Origin of the sequence: Actinoplanes sp. NPDC051513 (genome assembly GCF_044454685.1) — a bacterium.
Taxonomy (GTDB): Bacteria; Actinomycetota; Actinomycetes; order Mycobacteriales; family Micromonosporaceae; genus Actinoplanes.
Genome location: NZ_JBITDW010000002.1, coordinates 893,376 through 913,683, shown reverse-complemented (window position 1 = coordinate 913,683; position 20,308 = coordinate 893,376). Strand labels below are relative to the sequence as shown.

Genomic DNA, 20,308 nt, shown 5'->3' with positions numbered 1-20,308 from the left:
CGGATGCACGAACGTATTGGGTAGGGTTCGAGGGGTGCGGGTCACGAAGAGGCGGGCGCAGACGCGGGCCCGGCTGCTGGACGCGGCGTTTCGGGTCTTCGCCGCGAAAGGTTTCGGCCCGGCGCGCATCGAGGACGTCTGCGAGGCCGCCGGCTACACCCGCGGCGCGTTCTACTCGAATTTCGCGTCGCTGGACGAACTTTTCTTCGCCCTCTACGACGAGCGCGCCGCGGTCATAGCGGCCCAGGTCGGCGACGCTCTGACCGCCGACGGTCCGGCGCCGCTCGAGCCCTCGATCCACGCCGTGATCGCCCGCACCGCCGCGACGCTGCTGCTCGACCGCGACTGGCTCCTGGTCAAGACCGACTTCCTTCTGTACGCGGCACGGCGCCCCGAAGTAGCGACGAGGCTGGCCGCCCACCGCGACGAGTTGCGCGGCGCCATCGAGGCCCGCCTGGGCGCGGTGCAGGGTCGCCTGGCACTGCCCACGGGCGTGGCCGACGTGCCCGCCGCTGCGCACGCGGTGGTGGCGGCCTACGACGGCGTGACAGTCCAGCTCTTGCTCGACGGGAACGTGCCGGCCGCCCGCGAATGGCTCACCCAGCTGCTGACGGCCCTGCTCGTCCGTTAGCGCGCCGGGTCGCTCATGGAGCGCCGCGGCCGGGTCCTGGGTGGATGCGGTCGGTTGCCGTCTCCAGGTGGCCGGGCTCGGCTTGCCATGGCCGGCGACAGGCGATCGTCGGCGAGGATGACGCGGTACAGGCGGTCGACGGCTTCGGTCACGGCCGCCTCGCCGCCCACCAGCGCGTAGAAGCTGTCCATTGTGGCCTCCCGAGCCCCAAGCCAACCGACCCCGGCCGGCTACGTGGTCCCGTCCGGATGTCCGAATCGACGCCAGGCGTCCTCGGCCACGGCGTCCACCGCATCGAAGGCCATCAGCAGATCGGTGGTCCGGAACGCGACGTCCTCCCCGGCGCGGTGCCGCACGGCGCGGCCGGCCAGTTCGGCGTACTCGGGGAACAGGGAGGCCAGATACGGGCCCGCTTCGATCTTGGAGATGATGCCGCCGGTGGCGGCGGTGTGGTGCAGGCGGGCGGGCCCGAGAACGTACCAGGCGACGATCGTCGCGTCGCGCGCCTCGCCGGCCGGGAGGGCCTCGACGTAGGAGCGGAAGTTGTGGGCGTTCGCCTGCCAGTACTCGCGCAGGTTGTCGAGGTTGTAGCGGCGGACCTCGTCCGGGTCGACGCGCACCCCGAGATCCGCGACGGCGGGGCCGCGCAGCGCGATCCCGTACCTCTGAAGGATCAGCCAGACGACCGGGGTGAGCTCGCCGCAGGGCTGGCCGGCTCGCAGGTCGCCGTCGACGACGAACGGCGCCACGGGACGATCGGTGGGCCAGGTCCGGGCAAGCGCGGGCTCGAGGTAGACGCCGTCGACGGCAACCTTGGCGTGAAGGTCGCGCAGCACGGCAAGGTCGTCGGCGGAGGCGGGGCGGGATGTGAAGATCATGGCGTCGATGTCACTGCGGCCCTGCTGGTACGCGCCGACGGCTACCGACCCGACCAGGTAGAAACCTTCGACGAAACCGGGGAGCGCGGCGTCGGCCGCCGCGAGATAGTCGCGCGTGACTGTGTCGATCACTCGCGCGACGGTAGCAGGGTGTCGAAAAGGTCGACGCCGTTCGCCGTCGCGTGCGCCACGAGCAGCCGACTGACCAGTTTCGTCAAGTTTTCGCGGTCGGACGGCGAAAGTAGCCCGACGAAAGTCGTCACGTCGCTCTCGAACGCCGCCGCGGCCTCGGACGCCAGCGCGCGCCCCTGCTCGGTGAGGCTCACCAGCACCGAGCGGCGGTCGGCCGCCGACGGGATGCGCGCGACCAGGCCACGGCGCTCGGCCCGGTCGACCAGCCCGGAGACGCTCGACTTGTCGAGGCCGAGAAGTTTCGCCAGCTCGAGCATGGTGGGCCGGCGGTCGCGGAGCACGCCGAGCAGCCGGGTCTGGATGAGCGAAAGGTCGCGCTCGGCGGCACGGCGCTCGAGTGTGCCCAGCACCAGGAACGAGAGCTGGGCGAGGCCGTCGACGGTACTCAGGGAAGCCATGCGGACAGCCTACGCGAGGTAGTTCGTGACACCAACTAACTCATCGGGGGAAACGGCGAGGTAGGGCGGGGCGCGATCGCGCCCCGCCCGGTCCCCCTCGCGGATGTGGCACAGCTACGGGCCCGCCGGGCGGGCCCCGTTCTCGTTACGGGCCGCTGACGATGCTCGTCACCTGGTGCCCGCTGTTCACCGCCGCGCCGGTGTTGTTGATGACGTGGCTGATGGTGCCGGTGCCGCCGAGCGAGACCGTCACCATGTCGTGGAACTTGACCCCGGAGACCGCGGGCACCTCGAACGCGCGGGCGCTCACCACCGCCGGGTTGACGTTGAAGTAGCAGTAGCTGCCCAGGCCCCATGCCTCGTGCGTGGTCACCGAGGCGCCCACCTTGTACGCGGCCCAGCCCTGGGTCGAGCCGTTCATGTACGCCGCCTGGTTCGGCGGGTCGTACGGCATCTCGTTCTGGTAGAAGTACGTCCGCCCGCCGTTGCCGTTCCAGATCGTCTGGTACTGCTGGTAGTGCTCGACGAACAGGCCGTAGAAGGTCACGTTCTGGCCGTTGACGATCAGGCCGTTGCGGGCGGTGTTGACGTTCCAGCCCACGGTTCCGTTGTTGCCGTGGTCGGCGCGCCAGATCCAGGCGTGGTCGCCGATCACGTTGTTGCTGTTGATCTCGACGCTGACGGTGGCCTTGCCGGCGATCGAGCCGCCGATCCGCACGAAGACGTCGGAGAGCACGGTCGGGTTGGCCGCGTGCGACGCGGACGAGCCGGCCGGGCCGACCTGCAAGAGGATGTTGGAGTTGGTGGTGCCGGCGTCGAGCAGGATGCCGGCCAGCCGCACGCCGTCGACGTCGGCGACGTGCATGGCGTCGACGCCGCCGTCCGGGATGAACGTGGCGAGGCCGAGACCGAGAACGACCGTGCTCGCGCGGGTCACGTTGAGTGTCTGGTTGAGGTGGTAGACACCCGGCGTGACGAGCAGGTTCTTACCGGCCGCGAGGGCCGCGTTGATCGTCGCGGCGGTGTCGCCCGACTTGACGATGTAGAAGGTGCTGATCGGCAGCGAGGCGCCGGCCGGGTTGCCGCCGCTCCACGTGGTGCCGCTCGCGTTGGACCGCAGTGCGGGGACGAAGACCTGGTAGGCGCCGGCGCTGTCGACGTACAGGTAGGGCTTCTCGGCGATCGTCGGCGTACTCGCAATTGTCGTGAACGGCGGGGACGGGAAGCTCTGCGACGGCGCGCCGGGGCTGCCGACGAAGACCTGGTTCCAGTTCGAGCCGTTCCAGCTGCCCATCTGCGAGTTGCGGGTGAGGAACTGCTGCTGCGAGCCGGACTGGATCTGGTTGTCGATCTTGGAGTCGGCGATGAAGCCGCCGGACGACCAGCCCCCGTCGGAGAGCGCCAGGCTGCCGCGGACGTGCATGCGGCGGTACGGCGCGGCCTGGGAGACGGCCCAGCGGTCGAGCCCGTCACCCGGCGTCACCGAAAGGCCCTCGGCGGAGCGCCAGAAGTTCTGGGTGGCGTTCTGCGAGCCGTCCGGCCACCAGTCGGCTTCGACGTGGACGTGTCCGTTGATGTTCACCTGGTCGGGGGTGAGGCCGAGGCCGGCGACCTGGGTGAAGAAGCCGACGTTGGCATCGACGTTGTAGCTGCCCGGCTTGAACAGCAGCGCGTAGCGCGCGTTGCCGAACTGGTTGCTGACCTGCGAGTTGAAGACGCTGTTCAGCTTGCTCTGGATGGTGCTCGCCGACATCGACGGGTCGAAGACGCTGACGTTCGGCCCGAGGTCGGGGTTCGTGGGGTTGGTCGGCACGGTGCTCGGCGGCGTGGTGGGCGTCGTCGTTCCTCCCGAGAAGGTCCACTTCTGGTTGGCGGAGCCACCGCAGTCCCAGATCTGGAGTTTCGCGCCGTCGGCGGAATTGTTGTCCTTGATGTCGAGACACTTTCCGGCGGCGTTGTTGACCAGGTCCTTCGACGCGGTCAGCGTCCACTTCTGGGTGGCGACCGTGTCGAAGCAGTCCCACAGGTGCACGACCGCGCCGTTGGCGGTCGAGTTGTTCGCGAGGTCCAGACATTTCCCGCGGCCCTGCACCGAGCCGTTGTCGGCAAGCGTCCACACCTGGTTCTGGTTGGCCGCCGTGCACGACCACATCTGCGGCTGGTTGCCGTTGGCCGTCGACCCGTTGGTGACGTCGAGGCACTTTCCGTTCAGCGAGGAAACCAGCGTTCCCGAGGAGGCGGCGAACGCGCTGGTGATGCCGACGACGCCGAGCGCGCCGACCACCAGGGCCAGCACCGCGCCGGCCAGAAGCTTTCGTGATCTCATGGAAAATCGCTCCGATCAGGCCGGGTTGCTGGCGTGGGTGAGGGTCTCCCAGGCGACGAAGAGGTTGTTCGTACCCTGCGGCCGGCGCGACTCCGTGTACTGCTGCGAGTTGGTCATCGCGATCCCGAGCCGGTTGTGCAGCGCGTTGAAGGCCACCTCGGTGACCGGTCCGAGGCCCTTGGTCACCGTGCCGCCGCAGATGTTCGAGGGGACGGCGGTGCCGTTCTCGAATTTCGTGTGGAAACCGAGCGCCTGCCGCATCCGCTCCTGGAGCGACGGCCACAGGTCCTCACCCTGGATGCGGGTGGTCTCGGCGACGTGGCTGATCGCCGAGATTCCGTAGCCCGTGTGCGTGAAGTCGCGGCAAGTCTCCTGCGAAAGCCCGTCGACGAACGTGCTCTGCCCCTGCCAGTAGGAGATCAGCTCGCCCGGCGTGTCGACGCTGCCCACCGGCGGATACTTCGGCTGCGCGCCGTCCGCCGCGATGTAGATGTAGGCGGCCGCCCGCGCCTTGAACCGCGTGATCGCCCGGTCGTAGCTCGCCTTGTCGTCGAGGAACACCGAGATCCCGACCGCGGCCTCCATCATCGACAGCTCCCAGTTGCCGTTGCTGGAGCTCCCGACGATCACGACCGGCAGGTACACGTTGCGCAGCATGGTCGCGAACCGCGCCTGGTTCGGCCAGCTGGAGTAGGTGTACTTGATGATCTCCGCGGCGCGGGGCCAGACCGATCCGGCCCATCCGGTTTGCAGCGGCGCGTTGCTGTTGGTGTGCGAGGCGATCGTGGCCGACCACGCGTCCATGAGCGCGATCGACTTCTGCGCGTAGGCCGCGTTCCCGGTGATGTACCAGGCCAGCGCGTCGGTGTAGGCGGCGATCGCGTCCTCGCGCTCGTCGGTGCAACCGTTGTTCGGGTTGGAGTAGGAGCCGCACTCGACCGTCGCCCGCGGCTTGGGGGTGCGCGAGAGCGAGGCGTACTTGGTGGCCAGCATCTGGTTGTAGGCGGCGAGCCAGGGCGCGGCGCCCGCGTTCACCTTGCCCTTGACGAAGTCCAGTTGGGCGCGACTGACCAGCACGCCCGGGTGACTGAAAGTGATCGGCGCGGCATCGGCGGTCGCGAGCCGGGCGCCGAAGGCGCCGACTCCCGCGACCAAGGCCGTGAAAGCCGCTAATAGGGCGCGTCTGCGCATGGGGGATGCTCCCGGAGCTGGGGATGGGGAAACCGGAAAGTGGGTTAACAGTTCCCGCTCGGCAACCACCGGGTCAACCGGAAATCGACCGACTTAAGACTCCCTTAAAGGTTCCGGAACAAGAGAGCGCTCTCCGCGCGGCACCGCTCCCGGCACCGCTCCCGGCACCGCTCCCGGCACCGCTCCCGGCACCGCTCCCGGAACCGCTTCCACTCAGCGTCAAAAGCCTCATATCGTACGAGTCACCTAGCTTCGCGCCGAGCGCTGCAAGCCTTCCCAGATGCGGTCCCGTGTGAAGGGCAGATCGGTGAAGCGGACCCCGGTCGCGTCGCGCAGGGCGTTGGCCAGGGCGGGGGCCACCGGGTTGAACGGACTCTCGCTCATCGACTTGGCGCCGAGCGGGCCGATCGCGTCGGTGGTGTCGGCGAACAGGACCTCGGTGGGCGGGACGTCGGCGAACGTGGGCAGGTGGTACTGGCGGAAGCTGGTCGTCGTGACCTCGCCGGAGGGACCGATGTCGACGTGCTCGGCCAAGGTCGCACCCAGGGCCTGGGCCACGCCGCCCTCGATCTGCCCCCGGCACTGCAGAGGGTTCATCACGGTGCCGGCGTCGGCGCTGTGGACGCTGCGGAGGATGCGGAGCTCGCCGGTCCCGGGGTCGACGGCCACCCGGAACCACTGGGCGTTGAAGGCGACCGATCGCGGGGTGCCGGTGAAGTGGCCGGTCGCCGACAGGCCGGCCAGCGACTCGACGGGGGCGCCGGCGGCGGCGATCTTCTCGCGCAGGGCGGTCGCGGCGTCGAGGACGGCGCGGCCGGCCACGACGACGCCCGTGGAGGCGAACGCGCCGGTGTCGTGCCGCACCACGTCGGTGTCGGACTGGCGGACGCAGACGCGGTCGGGGGTGGTGTGCAGGGCGTCGGCGGCGATCTGGGCGTGGACCGTGGTGCTGCCGTTGCCGAACTCGGCGGTTCCGACGGCGATCTCGTACTGGCCGCCGGGCAGCAGGGTGGCGGTGGCGTCGGCGTAGTGGCCGCCGGGCGGGCCGGCCGCGATCATCGCGATCGCCATGCCCTCGCCGGCGAGCCAGCCCTCCGGGACGGCATCGGAAAGATCGCGAGCGGTGCGGACGTGGTCGAGGCACTGGTCGAGGCCGTAGCTGGCGATCGACAGGTCGTCGACGTGGTCGCCGGGAGCCAGGAGCGGCTCGCCCTCTCGTACGATATTTGTCTCGCGCAGCTTTATGGGATCGAGCGAAAGCGCGCGGGCCAGCTCGTCGAGCACCGACTCCACCGCGAAGGTGACCTGGCCGAGGCCGTAGCCGCGGAACGCGCCGGCCGGCACGGTGTTCGTGTAGACCGTGTACGCGTCGGTTCTCTTGTTCGGGCAGCGGTACACGGCCAGGGACTCGTGGCAGCCGTGGTACATCACCGACGGGCCGTGGTTTCCGTACGCGCCCGTGCCGGCCACCACCCGCAGCTGCATCGCGGTCAGGGTGCCGTCGCGCCGGGCGCCGGCCTTGAGCGTGACGGTGAACGGGTGCCGGGTGGTCGCGGACGTGAACTGCTCGGCGCGGGTGTACTCGAGCTTGACCGGCCGCCGCAGCCGCAGCACCGCGAGCGCCACCAGATCCTCGACGAGCATCTCCTGTTTGCCGCCGAAACCGCCGCCGACGCGTCCGGTGAGCACCCGCACCCGGTCGAGCGGCAGGTCGTAGAGGGACGCCACCGCGCGCCGGGTGAGGAACGGCGTCTGCGAGCTGGTGCGGATGACGAGGCGGCCGCCGTCGTCGAGCCAGCCGACCGCGCCGTGGGTCTCGAGGCTGGCGTGCTGCACCCGGGTGGTCCGGAAAGTTTCCTCGTAGACCGCGTCCGCCTCCGCGAAACCCGCCTCGACGTCGCCCATCGAGGCGTCGAGCCGGCCGATCACGTTGCCAGGCACGGTGGCGTGCACGAGCGGCGCGTCCGGCTTCGTCGCGGCCTCGGGCGTGAGCACGGCCGGGAGCACCTCGTACTCCACGGTCAGCGCCCGGCAGCCGGCCTCGGCCGCGGCCTCCGAGGTGGCGACCACGGCCGCGACGCGCTGGCCGACGAAACGGACCACGTCGTCGAGCACGCGCGTGTCGGCGGGATCCTCCGCGACGTTTTCGTGCTGGGCGGTGGAGAACAGCGCGTCGGGCGCGTCGGCGTGGGTGAGCACGGCCTCGACGCCCGGCACCGACAGCGCGGCCTCCACCGCGATCGCCACGATCCGGGCGTGCGCGTACGGCGAGCGCAACACCTTCATGTGCAGCACGCCGGGAACGTCGAGGTCGAAGGTGTACCGGGCGGCGCCGGTGACGACCTGCGGTCCGGCCGGGGCGCCGAGGCCGGCGCCGACGGCCGATCCGGCTGGTGGCACGGACGCGTTGACGACGCCCGCCACCGCGTCGGCGATCGCGCGGTACCCCGTACATCGGCAGAGGTTGCCCTTGAAACTGCGGGGTAGGTCGGCGCGCTGGCCGTCGGTGAGCGCGGCCGTGGTCATGATCAGGCCGGCCGTGCAGAAACCGCATTGGAAACCTTGCGCGTCGAGGAAAGCGCGCTGCGCCGGATGCAGGCCGTGCTCGCCGGCGAGGCCCTCGATCGTGGTCACGCTGCGGGTGGCGGCGCGAAAGGCGGGATAGACGCAGGAGTGCACGGGCACGCCGTCGACGTGCACGGTACACGCGCCGCAGTCGCCGGTGTCGCAACCTTTCTTGACCCCGAAGCAACCCTCCTCCCGCAGGTAGGTCCGCAGGCACTGGCCGGGCCGGGGCGCTCGGTCGTGGTCGTCGCCGTTGATCCTCACGGGCACAGCTCCCGCCGGATCTGCTCGGCGTAGAGCCGGGTCATGTGCCGCCGCCAGGCCGGGGAGCCGTGCACGTCGCGGACATAGGCGTCGTCGGGGATGCGCTCGGTGAGCGCGATCTGCACGACCTCGGCGCTCGGCATCACCGGAAAACTCAGGACGTACGGCCGCCTGGTCGCCGCCGTGACCGTGATGACCAGCCCGTCGCCGGCGGTGACCCGGCCGATCAGCAGCACCCCCGACCGGCCGTGCGTGTGCAGGGAGCCCTGGCGGAACGCCGTCCGCGCGGCGAGCGCCGCCGCCGGCAGGTGGATGGACCTGAGCAGTTCGCCCTCGGCCAGGACCGTGGTGCCCGCGCCGGTCACGAAATCGGTCACCGAGACTTTCCGCGACCCGGACGGGCCCAGCAGCAGGCACGAGCCGTCCAGGGCGGCCCCCAGCGCGATCATCGGCCCGGCCGGCAGCGCCGCGCACAGATTTCCGCCCACCGTCGCAACGTTCCAGATCTTGAACGAGGCCAGAAAGGCGTGGCAGCAACTTTCCACGACGTCGTACCCGGTCGCCGCGAGCTCCGCGATCGTGCAGGTGGCGGCGATCTCCAGCTCGTCCTCGCGCAGGGTCAGCGCCGGCCACCCCGCCGCGGTCAGGTCGAGCAAGCGGGTCAGATGTGGCCGGGGCTCGGCGAACAGGGCCGTCCCCCCACCCAGCCAGGCGTCGCCCGGCCGCCAGTGGCCGACCCCGGCCGGGCTGATCACGTCGGCGACGGTGTTCAGATCCACGTTCGTACGTTACGCGCCCGTTGTTTCAGATCTTTGAAGGAAGCAGTATCAGCAGCGTAAGACCGATGGAGACCAGCCACGCGGCGTAGAGTGCCAGGGGCCGGCGCGGTACCTCGATCTCGGGCGGCGGCGGCAGCGGGCTGATCGCGAACGACTGGCTGCGCGCGTTGCGCAGGGCGGCCACCAGCTCGTCGGCGCTGCGCTGGCTGTCGGGTGAGGGCCAGGGCGGCGGCGCCGGCACGGTCAGCACCGACTCGCCCGCGGTGAGCAGCACGGTCCCCGCGTCGTCGTGCACCACCGCGCTGTCGGTCGCCCACGGTTGCCGGTCGGGTCCGCGAAAGCCGATCGCGGCGACGCCGCCCGCGTGCCACCGCAGACGTGGGCGCAGCTGAGCGCGCCAGCCGAACTCGTACCCGGAAGCCCCCGCCACGGCTGCGATCGGCGCCAGCACCGCCGGGCCGACGCCCGCGATGCCCGCGAGCTCCCCGGCGGCGAGGGCCGCGCCGAAACCGATCGCGAAAGTTGCCGCCCACGCGCGCGGCGGCGCGATCCGGTGTTCCCGCGGCTCGAAGGCGCTCACCTCCCGATCCGCCGGGCGCAGGGCCGCGGGGTCGACCAGCTGTTCCTCGTCGTCCTCGATTTCGCGCGGCAGTCCCTGCACCACGTCGTAGGCGACCTCGATCACGTCGCCGACCGGGCCGACCGGCACGTGGATGCGCCCCTGAACCTCGACCGCGCACCACGCGCCCGGGCGCGGCTCGCCGTAGAGCGTCCCCGGCCGCGTGGCCGGCTCGTCCGCGCCGGTCCAGGCCGGTTCGGCGACGTCGAAGGCGAACTCTTTCGCGATCAACCCGCCGGGGTGCGGCATGAGCACGTGCACGTACCCCATCTGCTCGACGACCCGCACCGCGTGCATCGGTTGCGGGGCGCCGAACAACTGCCGCAGCCGGGCACGGTGCGTCACGGCGCGAGCGATCAGAGCGCCACCGAGCCCGAAGACGGTGATCACGCCGGTCAGCCACGGCGGCCCCGCGTATCGGAGCAGCACTGCCATGAAACCGGCCATGGCCAGCACCATCAGGGCGAAACCGGCGACTTCGGCGGGGACGCCCACCTGCGGGAGGCCGGCGGGGGCCGGTGGCTGCCGGCGTGGGACCAGGGCGGCCACCTGGGACCGGTCACGGCGGGTGAGGGCGATGACCACCAACGCGTACGCCCAGCAGACGAGCGCCGCCGACGCGGTCTGAGCGAGGGACGTCCACACCACCGCGGCGAGCACCCCGGCCCAGGCCGCGGCGCCGCGGTGCGCGTACACCATGATCGCGGGCGCCAGCAGGACGCCCAGACCGACCCACGGCGCGGCGGGCGACGGGTCGCCGGCGCCGCCGAGACGGCCGAAGAGCAGCACGAAGGCCACCGCCCCGGTGACCGGCACCAGCCCCTCGACGCGCAGCAGCCGACCCATGCCTCCATCGTCGGCGAGGACCCCGGCGCCGCGGGGCGGAATGACCTTCCTGCCTACCGCTAGCTTGCCGCTATCCACCGGGTCACGATGCGCACCCGGGTGACGACCTTGCCCTCGACCTTGACCCGGTAGCGCTGCTTGATCTGCACCGGCAGCCGCCAGCCCAGGCCCGGCTGCCGGTACCAGGTGTGGCAGCCCTGCGCGGCGCGGCCGAGCGTCGACCGCTGGATGCAGCGGTACCCGAAACGCGCCCGGTAGGGGTCGTCGCCGCCGGGCCACGCCGCCTCGCCGCCGCCGCCGCCGAGCACCGATTCCAGGGCCACGTACCAGTTCCACGCCATCTTCTGGTAGCCGTAGTCGTTGGGGTGCTCCCGGTTCCACATGTCGATGCCGCGCACGTCGCTCTGGTCGACGAGGTGGAAATCGGGGCCCTTGGTGGAGACGATCCGGGCGACCGCCTCGTTGTAGCCGGAAGTCCGGCGGTTCTGGTAAGAGACGTCGGAGTAGTCGCCGAGGCCGACGATTTTCGCGACGAAGACCTGCGCGCCCGGCCGGTCGGCGGCGATCCGGTCGAGCAGCTCGTCCAGGTGGCGGGGCGCGTCCCAGCCGCCGCGCATCATGTCGTTGGTGCCGATGTGCAGCAGGATCACGTCCGGCTCGTAGGTGGCGAGCCACTCGTCGACGTGGTCGGCGATCTGGGCGATCGTCCAGCCCTTGTGTCCCTCGTGGTCGCGGTCGCGCCCGGTGCCGGAGCGTTGCGAGCCGACGAAATCGACGTTCACGCCGGCCGCGCCGAGCCGCCAGAACAGGGCGCTGCGGTAGGAGTCGTTGCTGTTCGAGCCGACGCCCCAGGTGATCGAGTCGCCGAGCGGCATGATCCGGATCGGGTCGCTCTTCTCGAGGACCGGCCGCTCCCCCACGGCTGCCTGCTCCGCCACGGCCGTTTGCGCCGGCGCCGCAGCGTACGCCGCCGTCGCTGCGTACGCCGCCGTCGCTGCGTACGCCGCCGTCGCTGCATACGCCGCCGTCGCTGCATACGCCGCCGTCGCTTCTTGCGCTGGGCCGGCTGCTTGCGCCAGGCCCGCTGCTTGCGCCGGCGTCGCTGCTTGCGCCGGGCCGGCTGCTTGCGCCGGCGTCGCTGCTTGCGCCGGGCCGGCTGCTTGCGCCAGCGTCGCTGCTTGCGCCGGGCCGGCTGCTTGCGCCGGCGCCGGGCTCAGGCCGAGAACGATCAGCGGTACGGCCGTCGCCGCGGTGAGACGCCTCGCCAAGCTCTTCATGGGACCTCAGCTCGGAATCGATCGCGGAAGGGAGTCGGCCTGTCGTATCGGTCGCGGTGGTGAGGGCTCTGACGTTTCACCCGGCTTCGCAACCGAAGACGCACTTTCGGTGCGAACGTGCTACCTCTGGGGTCATGAACGGGGTGGAGATCTCCCGGCGGCATTACCTGTCCTCGGTGGCGCCGGGTTTGCGCGGGGTACGGCACGCGGCGGCGCTGATCGGGCCGGGCTCAGAGGTGCTGGGTTACGACGACGACGTGTCTCCCGACCACGACTTCGGCGAGCGGGTGCAGATTTTCCGGCCGGGCCACGAAACTGTCGGCGAGTTCTTCGCGGCGTGGCTGGGTTTCGATCCCGGCGACGGGGTCACGGTCGCCGACTGGCTGCTCACGCCCACGCAAATTTTCGCGAGCCTGACGCGCGGCGCGGTCTTCCACGACCCGGACGGCGAACTGGCGCGCTACCGGGCGGCGATCGCGTGGTATCCCGACGACGTGTGGCGCTACGCGCTGGCGGCCGGGTGGTTGAAAGTTTCGCAGGAGGAGGCTTTCGTCGCGCGTACCGGATCCACCGGGGACGACCTCGGGTCGCGGGTCCTCGCGGGGCGGCTCGTGCGGGAATTGATGCGGCTCGCGTTCCTCGTCGAGCGTCGCTGGGCGCCGTACGCGAAATGGCTCGGCCGGGCTTTCGGCGAGCTTTCGCTCGCCGCGCGACTGACGGCGCCGCTGAAGACGGCGATGGCGACCGAAAGCTGGCGGGAGCGACAAGAGATGATCTGTACGGCGGGGAGCACGCTCGCCGAGGCGACCAACGGGCTGGGGTTGTGCCCGGCGCTGGATCCATCGCCGCGCCAGTACTACACGCGCGACATCCGGGTGCTGGCCGCGGACCGCTTCACGGTGGCGCTGGCCGCGGAGATCACCGATCCGGTGCTGCTCGGCGTGATCGACCGTGTCGGCCGCCGGCACGAGATCCCCAAGCTGCCCGGCACGATCGACCAGGCCATCGACTCGACCGACGTCGTCGGCGCCGCGGCTCGCTTCCGGACGGCCGGGCCACTGCTCGGCCTCGGCCGGCCCGATACCGCGTGAACGACCGCGCTCAGCCGGTCCACCACTCGGCCTCGGCCGGCCCGATACCGCGTGAACGACCGCGCACGACCAGGCCACTACTCGGCCTCGGCCGGCCCGGCGCCGCAGGAACGAGCGAGAGGGCTCGACCCGTGCGCGAAGGGGCGTTGCCCCCAACTCCATCGACGTGAAGCCCGCGACTACGGGCCGGACCCGCCGGACAGCTCGTTGTATTCCGGCGCGACCCGCTGGCCCGACAGTTTCGCGATGGCGGCCATGATCTCGTCGGTGGCGGCGCGGCGGGCCGGGCCCTGCCTGCCGTCCAGCGGCTGCTCGAAGCGCATCGGCTCGCCGAACCGCACCGTCACCTTTCCCAGTTTCGGGAAACGTGCGCCCACGGGCTGAATCCGGTCGGTACCGAGCAGCGCGACCGGGACGACGGGCGCGCCCGAGGCGATCGCCAGCCAGGCGACGCCGGCGCGGCCGCGGTAGAGCCGGCCGTCGCGCGAGCGGCTGCCCTCCGGGTGGATGCCGAAGGCGCCGCCATCCTCGAGCACCCGCAGCGCGGCCTCGAGGGACTCCTGCGCCGCCCGGTAGCCGCCGCGCGGGACCGGGATCGCGTCGATGCCGGTGATGAACGTGCGGGTCACCCATTGTTTCGGGCCGCCGGCGCGGAAATATTCTTCCTTGGCCAGGAAAGACACGCGTCGCGGCGTCATCAGCGGGATGAGAAAACTGTCCACGAAAGACAGGTGGTTGGCCGCCAGGATGACCGGGCCGGTGCGCGGCACGTTCGCGGCGCCGTGCACCTCGGGGCGGAAGGCGATCCGGGAGAGCGGCAGCAGGATCGGCCGGAGCGCGGCGGCGAGCATGGCGTCAGCCCTTCAGGTGAGCGTCGACGGCGGCCACGAGCAGCGGTTCAGGCGTGTCGAAACCGGTCACCACCTGGAGCGTTCCCCAGTGCCAGAGCTGGGCGATCCCGTGCAGGGCGGCCCACAGGGCCGCGGCGCCGGCGGTGGGTTGCGGCAGGCGCGCCTGGGTCAGCAGCTTCACGAGTACGCCGAACAGCGGCGTGCTCTCCTCACGCAGCCCGATGTTGTTGCCGCGGAGCAGGTCGTGGCGAAACATGAGCGCGAACATTCCGGGCTCGCCTTTCGCGAAATCCACGTAACGCCGGCCGAGCGCGAGCAGCGCCGCCCGCGGCTCCGCGCCGGTTTCGCCGATGGTCTCGGCGACCACGGCGCCGAGCTTGCGGTATCCCTCGCGCGCGATCGCCGCGAGCAGCGCCTGATGGGTGGGGAAATAACGCCGTGGCGCGCCGTGCGAGACGCCGGCCCGGCGGGCGATCTCGCGCAGCGACAGCGCGTCGGTCCCGGCCTCGGCGAGGAGCTCCACTCCCGCCGCGACGAGCCGCCCTTCAAGATCCCCGTGCTGCATAGACAGTGTCTACCACTGCCGAGTAGACACTGTCTACGCCCTGCCCGGCGATCGCCCGCCGACGCGTGGTGAGGGCACGGCAGGAGCGGGCAGAAAGGACGCGGATGCGGGAAGGACGCGGATGCGGGAAGGACGCGGATGCGGGAAGGACGCGGATGCGGGAAGGACGCGGATGCGGGAAGGACGCGGATGGGGGAAGGACGCGGATAACGAGGCGCGAGTAGGCACCAGCAAATGGCGCCTGCGGGTGGACAGGCGCGAGTGAGGACGGGCCGATGGGCACGCGTGCGCGGTGATGCGTGCGCGGTGAGGCGTGCGCGGTGAGGCGTGCGCGGTGAGGCGTGCGCGGCGACGCGCGGCCGGTCACCCGCGCCGGTCACCCGCGGCCGGTCACCCGCGGGCGGCCGGCCGGCTCGGCTACCCGTTGACCGGTGGCGCCCAGTGCGGACGTGGGATGAGGCAGAACGGGTGGCCGGCGGGGTCGGCGTAGACGTGGTCGCCGCCCGGTAGCGGCGTGGCGCCGAGGGCCAGGACGCGCTCGTGGGCCACGGCCTGGTCATCGACCATGACGTCGAGGTGGATCTGCTGCGGGATCGCGGGGTCGGGCCAGGTCGGCGGCCGCTGGTCGCGGGAGCGCTGGAAGGCCAGCCCCGAGGTGCGGTTGTCGACCGAGACGACGGCGAAGTCGTCGTCGGTGTAGGTGATGGGCGCGCCGAGCAGCTGGCTGTAGAAGGTGGCCATGGCGAGGGGCTCGGGGCAGTCGAAGATGACGTGGTGAAGACGGCCGATGGACATGACTACCGATTGTCGTCGACAGTTATCTTGTCGGCATGCGAACAGTCGGCGTGACGGCTCCCTCGGGCGCCGCGTGGCGGGTACGCGTTGTGTGGGCGCCGCGCTGGCGGGCCCTCGCGCGGCGGTTCGGCGGCTGGCGCTCGAAGCGCAGCGGCAACTCGGGCGACGTGGTCGATGGCGCCCTCCAGGTCGGTGGCGACGTCTCCACGTCCGGCGGGGGCGGCGGAGGTGGGGGCGGCGGATTCAGCCTTGGCGACGAGATCGCGGCGATCGTCGTCATCTTCATCGCTTTCGTGCTGGCGGCGGCGCTCTTCTGGTGGGTTCTGCTTCCCCTTCTGCTGCTGGTGCTCGACGTCCTGATCGTTCTGCTTCTGCTAGCGGCCTCGGTGGTCGCCCGCGTGCTTCTCCGTCGCCCGTGGACGGTGGAGGCCACCGCTGCCGGCAATCCCCGCATCACTGAGCAGGTCGTCGGCTGGCGGGCCGCCCTCCGCCGGCGCGACGAGATCGCCGACGCGCTGAGCCGCGGCCTGAGCCCGGAGCCGATGCCCAGCCCGCTGCAGCGCTGACCGCCGCCCACGCGCGTTCGCCATCGCCACCGGAGCCGGCGCAGGAGCCGGAGCGGGAGCTGGCGCGGGAGCTGGCGCAGGAGCGGGAGCTGGCGCAGGAGCGGGAGCTGGCGCAGGAGCGGGAGCTGGCGCAGGAGCGGGAGCCGGAACAGGCTTTTGAAGGCTAGACCGACGACGCGTGGGCGGGGATCAGCGCCGGCAGTGTGACGGTGAACGTCGAGCCGTTGCCGAGCTCGGAACGTGCCGACACGGTGCCGCCGTGGTCGAGGACGATGTTGCGGACGATGGCCAGGCCGAGGCCGGGGCCCTGCACGGCCTGGTCCATCGCGTTGGCGGCCCGGTGGAACGGGGTGAACAGACCGGGCAGGTCGTCGGCGGGGATGCCCATGCCGGTGTCGGTGACCGTGATCACCGCGTTCGCTCCGTCGGACGAGAGGCGCAGCTCGAAGCGGCCGCCGGCGGGGGTGAACTTGATGGCGTTGTCGACCAGCTTGCGCAGGGCGCGCTCCAGCTGTACGGGGTCGCCGCGTACCCACACCGGGGCGGCCTCCAGCAGGCCGGCGACATTTTTCGCGCGGGCCGACGGCGCGGCGTCGTCGTGGACGCCGGTGAGCATCGTCGCCAGGTCGACCGGCTCGGGGTCCGTGCCGATGTGCTCGTTGCCGCGGTCGAGCAGCAGCAGGTCGGCGACGGTGGCCTGCAGGCGGTGGGCATTTCGCAGAATTGCCGAAAGTCCGCGTTGTTGCGCCGGCGACAGGTCGCCGGACTCGCCGTCGGTGAGCATCTCGGTGTAGCCGAGGATGCTGGTCAGCGGGGTGCGCAGCTCGTGCGTGACGGTGGAGACGAAGACGTCCTTCTGCTCGTCGAGCACGCGCAGCTCGCTGATCAGGCGGGACTGGCGCAGGCGCAGGCGGGCCTGGCGCACGGTGTGGTCGATCTCCCGGCCGAGGTTCTCGAGAAGGTCGCGCTCGGTTTCGCTCCACGGGCCGGCCCGGGTGATCAGCAGCAGGCCGGGTGCGCAGTCGTCGTCGCCGCTGAGGGCAACCGCCAGGCCCTCGGCCAGCTCGCGGACCACGTACGGCCCGCCGGCACGAACGTCGCGGACCAGGGCGGGATCGAGCGGGGGCGCGTCCGGGGGCCAGCTCACGGTGAGGCCGGCGCCGTGGCCGACGGTGATCTTGCCGTAGGCGGCGTCGCCGCCGAGCGACTCGGCGAGGATGCGGGCGACGCGGTGTCCGGTCTCGGCGGGGTCGCGCTCGCTGCGCAGCTCGGCCGCGACGCGCTGGCGTAGCTCACCGGTGGCGGCGCGTGCCTGCTCGGCGGTGATCAGCCGTTCGGTCTCGGCGGCCAGGTCGTTGAGGGTGCCGATCACGGCGCGCATCTCGGGCGGGCCGGCGGCGCGGGCACGGGCCGAGCGCTCGCCGTCGGCGAGCCGGCGTAGCGTGTGCCGGATGTGCTCGAGCGGGCGGACCAGGTGGCGCTCGTGCAGCCACGCCAGGCTCAGGCCGGTGCCGATAACGAGGACGGCGAGCAGGCCGAACAGCAGGTGGAGCCGGCGCAGGTCGCGGCGGTCGGCGGCCACCACGGCGGCGCGCCCGGCGTCCAGCTCGGCCGACACCGCGCGGTTGGCGGCGCGCAGCTGGTCGAAGATGACCTTGCCGCGGGCGGCCCGCTCGGCGTCGGCGTCCGCGACTCCGGCGTTGACGATCGGGATCGCGTACGCGTAAAGCCACCGATCGGCCGCCGCGCGCTCCGCCGACACCAGCCCGTCGAGTTTCCTGTCGACGTCGGTGTCGGCGGCGTCGAGCCGGTTGAGCGCGACGAACGCGCCGGCCCGCCCGGAGTCGTACGGCATGAGGTATGCCCGTTTGCCGGTGAGCTGGAACCCGCGCACCCCGGTCTCGGCGTCGGTCATGGACTGCAGGAACTGCCGGTTCTCGTCGATCAGGCGCTCGATCCGGCCGAGCCGCTCCTCGTGCCGCGCCTGGACCCGGTCGCCGACGACGAGCTGAAGCACCACGAGGGCGAGGAACAGGACGCACAGGACGCCGAAACCGGCGGCGACGCGGCGCTTGAGGTTCATCGGTACCCGTGCAGGGCGGCCGGGCGCGCCCGCTCGAAGGTGGTCACTCCGCTCATTTCGGCAGATGACCACCCCGAGCTGAGAGCTCAGTTACCCAGGGCGATCAATGCGGCGGGCGGGGTGAAATCGAGGTAGTCGCCATCGCCGGCGGCAGATCTCAGCGTACGGCCGACGGCCGTCACCACCTGCGCCTCGACCGCGCTGCCGACATGGTCGGACGGGTTCACCGGGTCGGCCGCGATGCCGGCCGCGACCGCCGTGCGGGTGAAGCCGACGAACGTCTCGGTGCGGTTGTCCTCGGTGCTGCCGGTCTTGCCGGCCACCGGCCGCCCGCCCATGATCGAGTCGACCTGGGTGGCGGTGCCGCCGTCACACTTGCCGTAGGTGCTCTGCTGGCCGACCGGGCAGCGGGCCGCGTCGGTGGCCGCGCGGGCGACCTCGGGGTCGAGGACCTGTTTGCAGCTCGACGAGACCGGGACCTTCTCCCCGTCCGAGCCGGTGATCGACTGGACCGGCAGCGGGGTGCAGTAGGTGCCCTCGCTCGCCACGGTCGCGTACGCCGAGGCCAGCTCGAGCGGCGTGGTGTCGATGACGCCGAGGGTGAACGAGCCCCAGCCGTCCGGGTTCGCGGCCAGTTTCGCGTCGGACGGGGAGCTGAAGCTGATGCCCAGCTTCTTGGCCTCGGCGACCGCGGCGGCCGGGCCGACCTGCTCCTCGAGGTGCACGAAGTACGTGTTCACCGAGCGGCCGAACGCGTTCCACATGGTGCGGTAGCCGTCCATCCAGCCGGGGTTGCTGTTGCCCGGGCAGTACATGCCGTTGCAGCTGTCGGGGCCGCTGTCGGGCCATTCGGTCGGCAGCTTGGCCGGCGAGTCGAAGCCGGTGTTCAGCGGCATGCCGGCCTCGAGCGCGGCGAGCATCGTGAACATCTTGAAGGTCGAGCCGGACGGGTAGCCATGCAGGTTGGGGCCCCCGCTGACCAGCGGGTTCACCGTGTTCGAGGTGCCTTTCGCGGTGCTGTAGTGCCGGTTGACCGCCAGCGCCAGGACCTTGCCGGTGCCGGGCTGCACGACGGCGATCGGCAGGACTTTCTTGCTGTTGAGGCCGTAGACGGCGCGGGACTGCTCGGCGGCGGCCTTCTGCACGTCCGGGTCGAGCGTGGTGACGATCGTGTAGCCGCCGCGGCGCAGGGCGGTGTCGCGCTCGGCGACGGTCTTGCCGAACTGCGCCTGCGCGTCGAACCAGGTGCGCACGTAGTCGCAGAAGAAGCCCCAGCCGTCGGACTTTCCGGAGGCGTCCACGCAACCGTTGGGCTGCGACTTGCCGGAGAACGTCAGCTTCTCGGCGGCGGCGGCCTTCTGCTGCGCGGCCGTGATCATCCCGGCTTTTTGCATCGCTCCCAACACGTACAGCTGCCGGGCCTTGGCCTTGGACTTGTCGCCGCTGGCCGGGTTGTCGGCGTCGGGTGACTGCACGATGCCGGCGATCATGGCGGCCTGCGCGAGGTCGAGGCGCGACGGCGTGACCCCGAAGATGCGCCGGGAGGCCGCCTCGACACCGTAGGCGCCGTCGCCGAAGTACACGATGTTCAGGTAGTTCTGCAGGATCTGCTGCTTCGAGAGGCGCTGCTCGAGCTCGATCGCGTACTGGATCTCCTTGAGCTTGCGCTCGGGGGTGTCCGCGGTCGCCTCGGCCCGCTCGGTGGCGGTCAGCGTCGGATCGTCCTTGAGGACGTTGCGCACCACCTGCATGGTCAGCGTGGAGGCGCCCTGCGCCGCCCCGCCGCTGCGCGCGTCGGTGACCAGCGCGCGCACGGCGCCCTTCAGGTCGACCCCGCCGTGCTGGTAGTAGCGCACGTCCTCGGCGGCCACGATCGCCTGCTGCATGACGGTGGCGATCTGGCCGAGCGCGACGTCGTGCCGGTCCTCGTCGTAGAACGTGGTGATCAGCGTCTTGCCGTCGTTCGCGTAGACGCGGGTGACCTGGGCCGTGGGCGGGTTGAGCAACTGTTCGGGAAGCTCGGCGCGCTGCTGGCCGGACCAGTGCGCGGCGGAGAGCAGGACCGCCCCGGCCGGTATTGCCGCCGCCGCCACGAGGGCGCCGATCAGTATCAGGACCCCGCTCAGCCGGGCCAGCGCGCCCCCGCGCCGTCGTCCGGTTGTCTCCGGTGTCATCCCCAAGATCCCTTCATTGGCCAGACCTCTAGTCGGTAGCACCGGAGTCTGAGTTCTTGCTGGGTTTCGTTACTGATCCGTAACCTTCCGGCCTCTACATACACGTGGTGACCATCACACCGGACATCGAGCGCGGTTCTGACCAGATTAGGCCGGGAAATCCCGCAGATCGAATGACGAATGTCACTGTGTGTGATCACGATCCGGTGAGCTGGGT

General features: G+C 71.1%; 17 protein-coding genes. 3 read left to right on the top strand and 14 right to left on the bottom strand.

Going from position 1 to position 20,308, the window contains the following annotated elements; translation table 11 throughout:
• Positions 1 to 34 precede the first annotated feature (34 nt).
• Positions 35 to 631: a TetR/AcrR family transcriptional regulator gene (locus ACIA5D_RS09545; RefSeq protein WP_396029406.1), complete on the top strand. Its 597-nt coding sequence runs from the start codon at positions 35 to 37 to the stop codon at positions 629 to 631.
• Here the strand turns inward: ACIA5D_RS09545 and ACIA5D_RS09540 are convergent.
• The 9 genes from ACIA5D_RS09540 to ACIA5D_RS09500 all read right to left on the bottom strand — a co-directional run bounded on the left by ACIA5D_RS09540 (position 628) and on the right by ACIA5D_RS09500 (position 11,966).
• Positions 628 to 822, bottom strand: a complete 195-nt coding sequence (locus ACIA5D_RS09540; protein WP_396029405.1) for a hypothetical protein — start codon at positions 820 to 822, stop codon at positions 628 to 630. The two genes, ACIA5D_RS09545 and ACIA5D_RS09540, sit on opposite strands and share 4 nt — an antisense overlap.
• A gap of 39 nt (positions 823 to 861) precedes the next feature.
• The gene (locus tag ACIA5D_RS09535) at positions 862 to 1,641 is read right to left on the bottom strand and encodes a nucleotidyltransferase domain-containing protein (protein ID WP_396029404.1); all 780 of its coding nucleotides are present in this window, start codon (positions 1,639 to 1,641) and stop codon (positions 862 to 864) included.
• Positions 1,638 to 2,099: a MarR family winged helix-turn-helix transcriptional regulator gene (locus tag ACIA5D_RS09530; RefSeq protein WP_396029403.1), complete on the bottom strand. Its 462-nt coding sequence runs from the start codon at positions 2,097 to 2,099 to the stop codon at positions 1,638 to 1,640. The genes ACIA5D_RS09535 and ACIA5D_RS09530 overlap by 4 nt, the downstream gene beginning before the upstream one ends.
• Positions 2,100 to 2,244: 145 nt before the next feature.
• Positions 2,245 to 4,425 (bottom strand): ricin-type beta-trefoil lectin domain protein, encoded by a 2,181-nt coding sequence (locus ACIA5D_RS09525; RefSeq protein ID WP_396029402.1) that lies wholly within the window; start codon positions 4,423 to 4,425, stop codon positions 2,245 to 2,247.
• A gap of 15 nt (positions 4,426 to 4,440) precedes the next feature.
• The gene (locus ACIA5D_RS09520; protein WP_396029401.1) at positions 4,441 to 5,616 is read right to left on the bottom strand and encodes an alginate lyase family protein; all 1,176 of its coding nucleotides are present in this window, start codon (positions 5,614 to 5,616) and stop codon (positions 4,441 to 4,443) included.
• A 246-nt stretch (positions 5,617 to 5,862) separates the two neighbouring features.
• Positions 5,863 to 8,445 carry a molybdopterin-dependent oxidoreductase gene (locus tag ACIA5D_RS09515; protein WP_396029400.1) on the bottom strand — a complete coding sequence of 861 codons (2,583 nt, stop codon included), beginning with the start codon at positions 8,443 to 8,445 and terminating at the stop codon, positions 5,863 to 5,865.
• On the bottom strand, positions 8,442 to 9,224 hold the full coding sequence (locus tag ACIA5D_RS09510; protein ID WP_396029399.1) for an FAD binding domain-containing protein: 783 nt from the start codon (positions 9,222 to 9,224) through the stop codon (positions 8,442 to 8,444). The genes ACIA5D_RS09515 and ACIA5D_RS09510 overlap by 4 nt, the downstream gene beginning before the upstream one ends.
• 25 nt (positions 9,225 to 9,249) lie before the next feature.
• Entirely contained in the window at positions 9,250 to 10,689 is a 1,440-nt protein-coding gene (locus tag ACIA5D_RS09505) for a hypothetical protein (protein WP_396029398.1), read from the bottom strand.
• A 59-nt stretch (positions 10,690 to 10,748) separates the two neighbouring features.
• A complete protein-coding gene (locus tag ACIA5D_RS09500) occupies positions 10,749 to 11,966 on the bottom strand; it encodes an SGNH/GDSL hydrolase family protein (protein WP_396029397.1) in 1,218 nt (405 codons plus the stop codon).
• Positions 11,967 to 12,100: 134 nt separating this feature from the next.
• On the opposite strand from ACIA5D_RS09500, the gene ACIA5D_RS09495 reads away from it, so the two are divergent.
• Entirely contained in the window at positions 12,101 to 13,057 is a 957-nt protein-coding gene (locus ACIA5D_RS09495; protein WP_396029396.1) for a DUF4037 domain-containing protein, read from the top strand.
• Positions 13,058 to 13,236: 179 nt separating this feature from the next.
• On the opposite strand, the gene ACIA5D_RS09490 is transcribed toward ACIA5D_RS09495, so the two are convergent.
• The 3 genes from ACIA5D_RS09490 to ACIA5D_RS09480 all read right to left on the bottom strand — a co-directional run bounded on the left by ACIA5D_RS09490 (position 13,237) and on the right by ACIA5D_RS09480 (position 15,268).
• Positions 13,237 to 13,908 carry a lysophospholipid acyltransferase family protein gene (locus ACIA5D_RS09490; protein ID WP_396029395.1) on the bottom strand — a complete coding sequence of 224 codons (672 nt, stop codon included), beginning with the start codon at positions 13,906 to 13,908 and terminating at the stop codon, positions 13,237 to 13,239.
• 4 nt (positions 13,909 to 13,912) lie between these two features.
• The gene (locus tag ACIA5D_RS09485; protein WP_396029394.1) at positions 13,913 to 14,473 is read right to left on the bottom strand and encodes a TetR/AcrR family transcriptional regulator; all 561 of its coding nucleotides are present in this window, start codon (positions 14,471 to 14,473) and stop codon (positions 13,913 to 13,915) included.
• A 417-nt stretch (positions 14,474 to 14,890) separates the two neighbouring features.
• Complete coding sequence (locus tag ACIA5D_RS09480) at positions 14,891 to 15,268, bottom strand: VOC family protein (protein ID WP_396029393.1); 378 nt, start codon at positions 15,266 to 15,268, stop codon at positions 14,891 to 14,893.
• A gap of 35 nt (positions 15,269 to 15,303) precedes the next feature.
• On the opposite strand from ACIA5D_RS09480, the gene ACIA5D_RS09475 reads away from it, so the two are divergent.
• On the top strand, positions 15,304 to 15,834 hold the full coding sequence (locus ACIA5D_RS09475) for a hypothetical protein (protein ID WP_396029392.1): 531 nt from the start codon (positions 15,304 to 15,306) through the stop codon (positions 15,832 to 15,834).
• Positions 15,835 to 15,997: 163 nt separating this feature from the next.
• Here ACIA5D_RS09475 and ACIA5D_RS09470 read toward each other — a convergent pair whose 3' ends face one another.
• Together ACIA5D_RS09470 and ACIA5D_RS09465 are read right to left on the bottom strand one after the other, a co-directional pair.
• Complete coding sequence (locus tag ACIA5D_RS09470) at positions 15,998 to 17,917, bottom strand: ATP-binding protein (RefSeq protein ID WP_396029391.1); 1,920 nt, start codon at positions 17,915 to 17,917, stop codon at positions 15,998 to 16,000.
• An 86-nt stretch (positions 17,918 to 18,003) separates the two neighbouring features.
• The gene (locus ACIA5D_RS09465; protein ID WP_396029390.1) at positions 18,004 to 20,091 is read right to left on the bottom strand and encodes a transglycosylase domain-containing protein; all 2,088 of its coding nucleotides are present in this window, start codon (positions 20,089 to 20,091) and stop codon (positions 18,004 to 18,006) included.
• Between the last annotated feature and the right edge of the window lie 217 nt (positions 20,092 to 20,308).

Coding starts and splice junctions, on each gene's coding strand:
- ACIA5D_RS09540 (WP_396029405.1), bottom strand. CDS start 822: ATGGACAGCTTCTACGCGCTGGTGGGCGGCGAGGCGGCCGTGACCGAA.
- ACIA5D_RS09530 (WP_396029403.1), bottom strand. CDS start 2,099: ATGGCTTCCCTGAGTACCGTCGACGGCCTCGCCCAGCTCTCGTTCCTG.
- ACIA5D_RS09525 (WP_396029402.1), bottom strand. CDS start 4,425: ATGAGATCACGAAAGCTTCTGGCCGGCGCGGTGCTGGCCCTGGTGGTC.
- ACIA5D_RS09520 (WP_396029401.1), bottom strand. CDS start 5,616: ATGCGCAGACGCGCCCTATTAGCGGCTTTCACGGCCTTGGTCGCGGGA.
- ACIA5D_RS09505 (WP_396029398.1), bottom strand. CDS start 10,689: ATGGGTCGGCTGCTGCGCGTCGAGGGGCTGGTGCCGGTCACCGGGGCG.
- ACIA5D_RS09500 (WP_396029397.1), bottom strand. CDS start 11,966: ATGAAGAGCTTGGCGAGGCGTCTCACCGCGGCGACGGCCGTACCGCTG.
- ACIA5D_RS09495 (WP_396029396.1), top strand. CDS start 12,101: ATGAACGGGGTGGAGATCTCCCGGCGGCATTACCTGTCCTCGGTGGCG.
- ACIA5D_RS09490 (WP_396029395.1), bottom strand. CDS start 13,908: ATGCTCGCCGCCGCGCTCCGGCCGATCCTGCTGCCGCTCTCCCGGATC.
- ACIA5D_RS09485 (WP_396029394.1), bottom strand. CDS start 14,473: ATGCAGCACGGGGATCTTGAAGGGCGGCTCGTCGCGGCGGGAGTGGAG.
- ACIA5D_RS09480 (WP_396029393.1), bottom strand. CDS start 15,268: ATGTCCATCGGCCGTCTTCACCACGTCATCTTCGACTGCCCCGAGCCC.
- ACIA5D_RS09475 (WP_396029392.1), top strand. CDS start 15,304: ATGCGAACAGTCGGCGTGACGGCTCCCTCGGGCGCCGCGTGGCGGGTA.
- ACIA5D_RS09470 (WP_396029391.1), bottom strand. CDS start 17,917: ATGAACCTCAAGCGCCGCGTCGCCGCCGGTTTCGGCGTCCTGTGCGTC.
- ACIA5D_RS09465 (WP_396029390.1), bottom strand. CDS start 20,091: ATGACACCGGAGACAACCGGACGACGGCGCGGGGGCGCGCTGGCCCGG.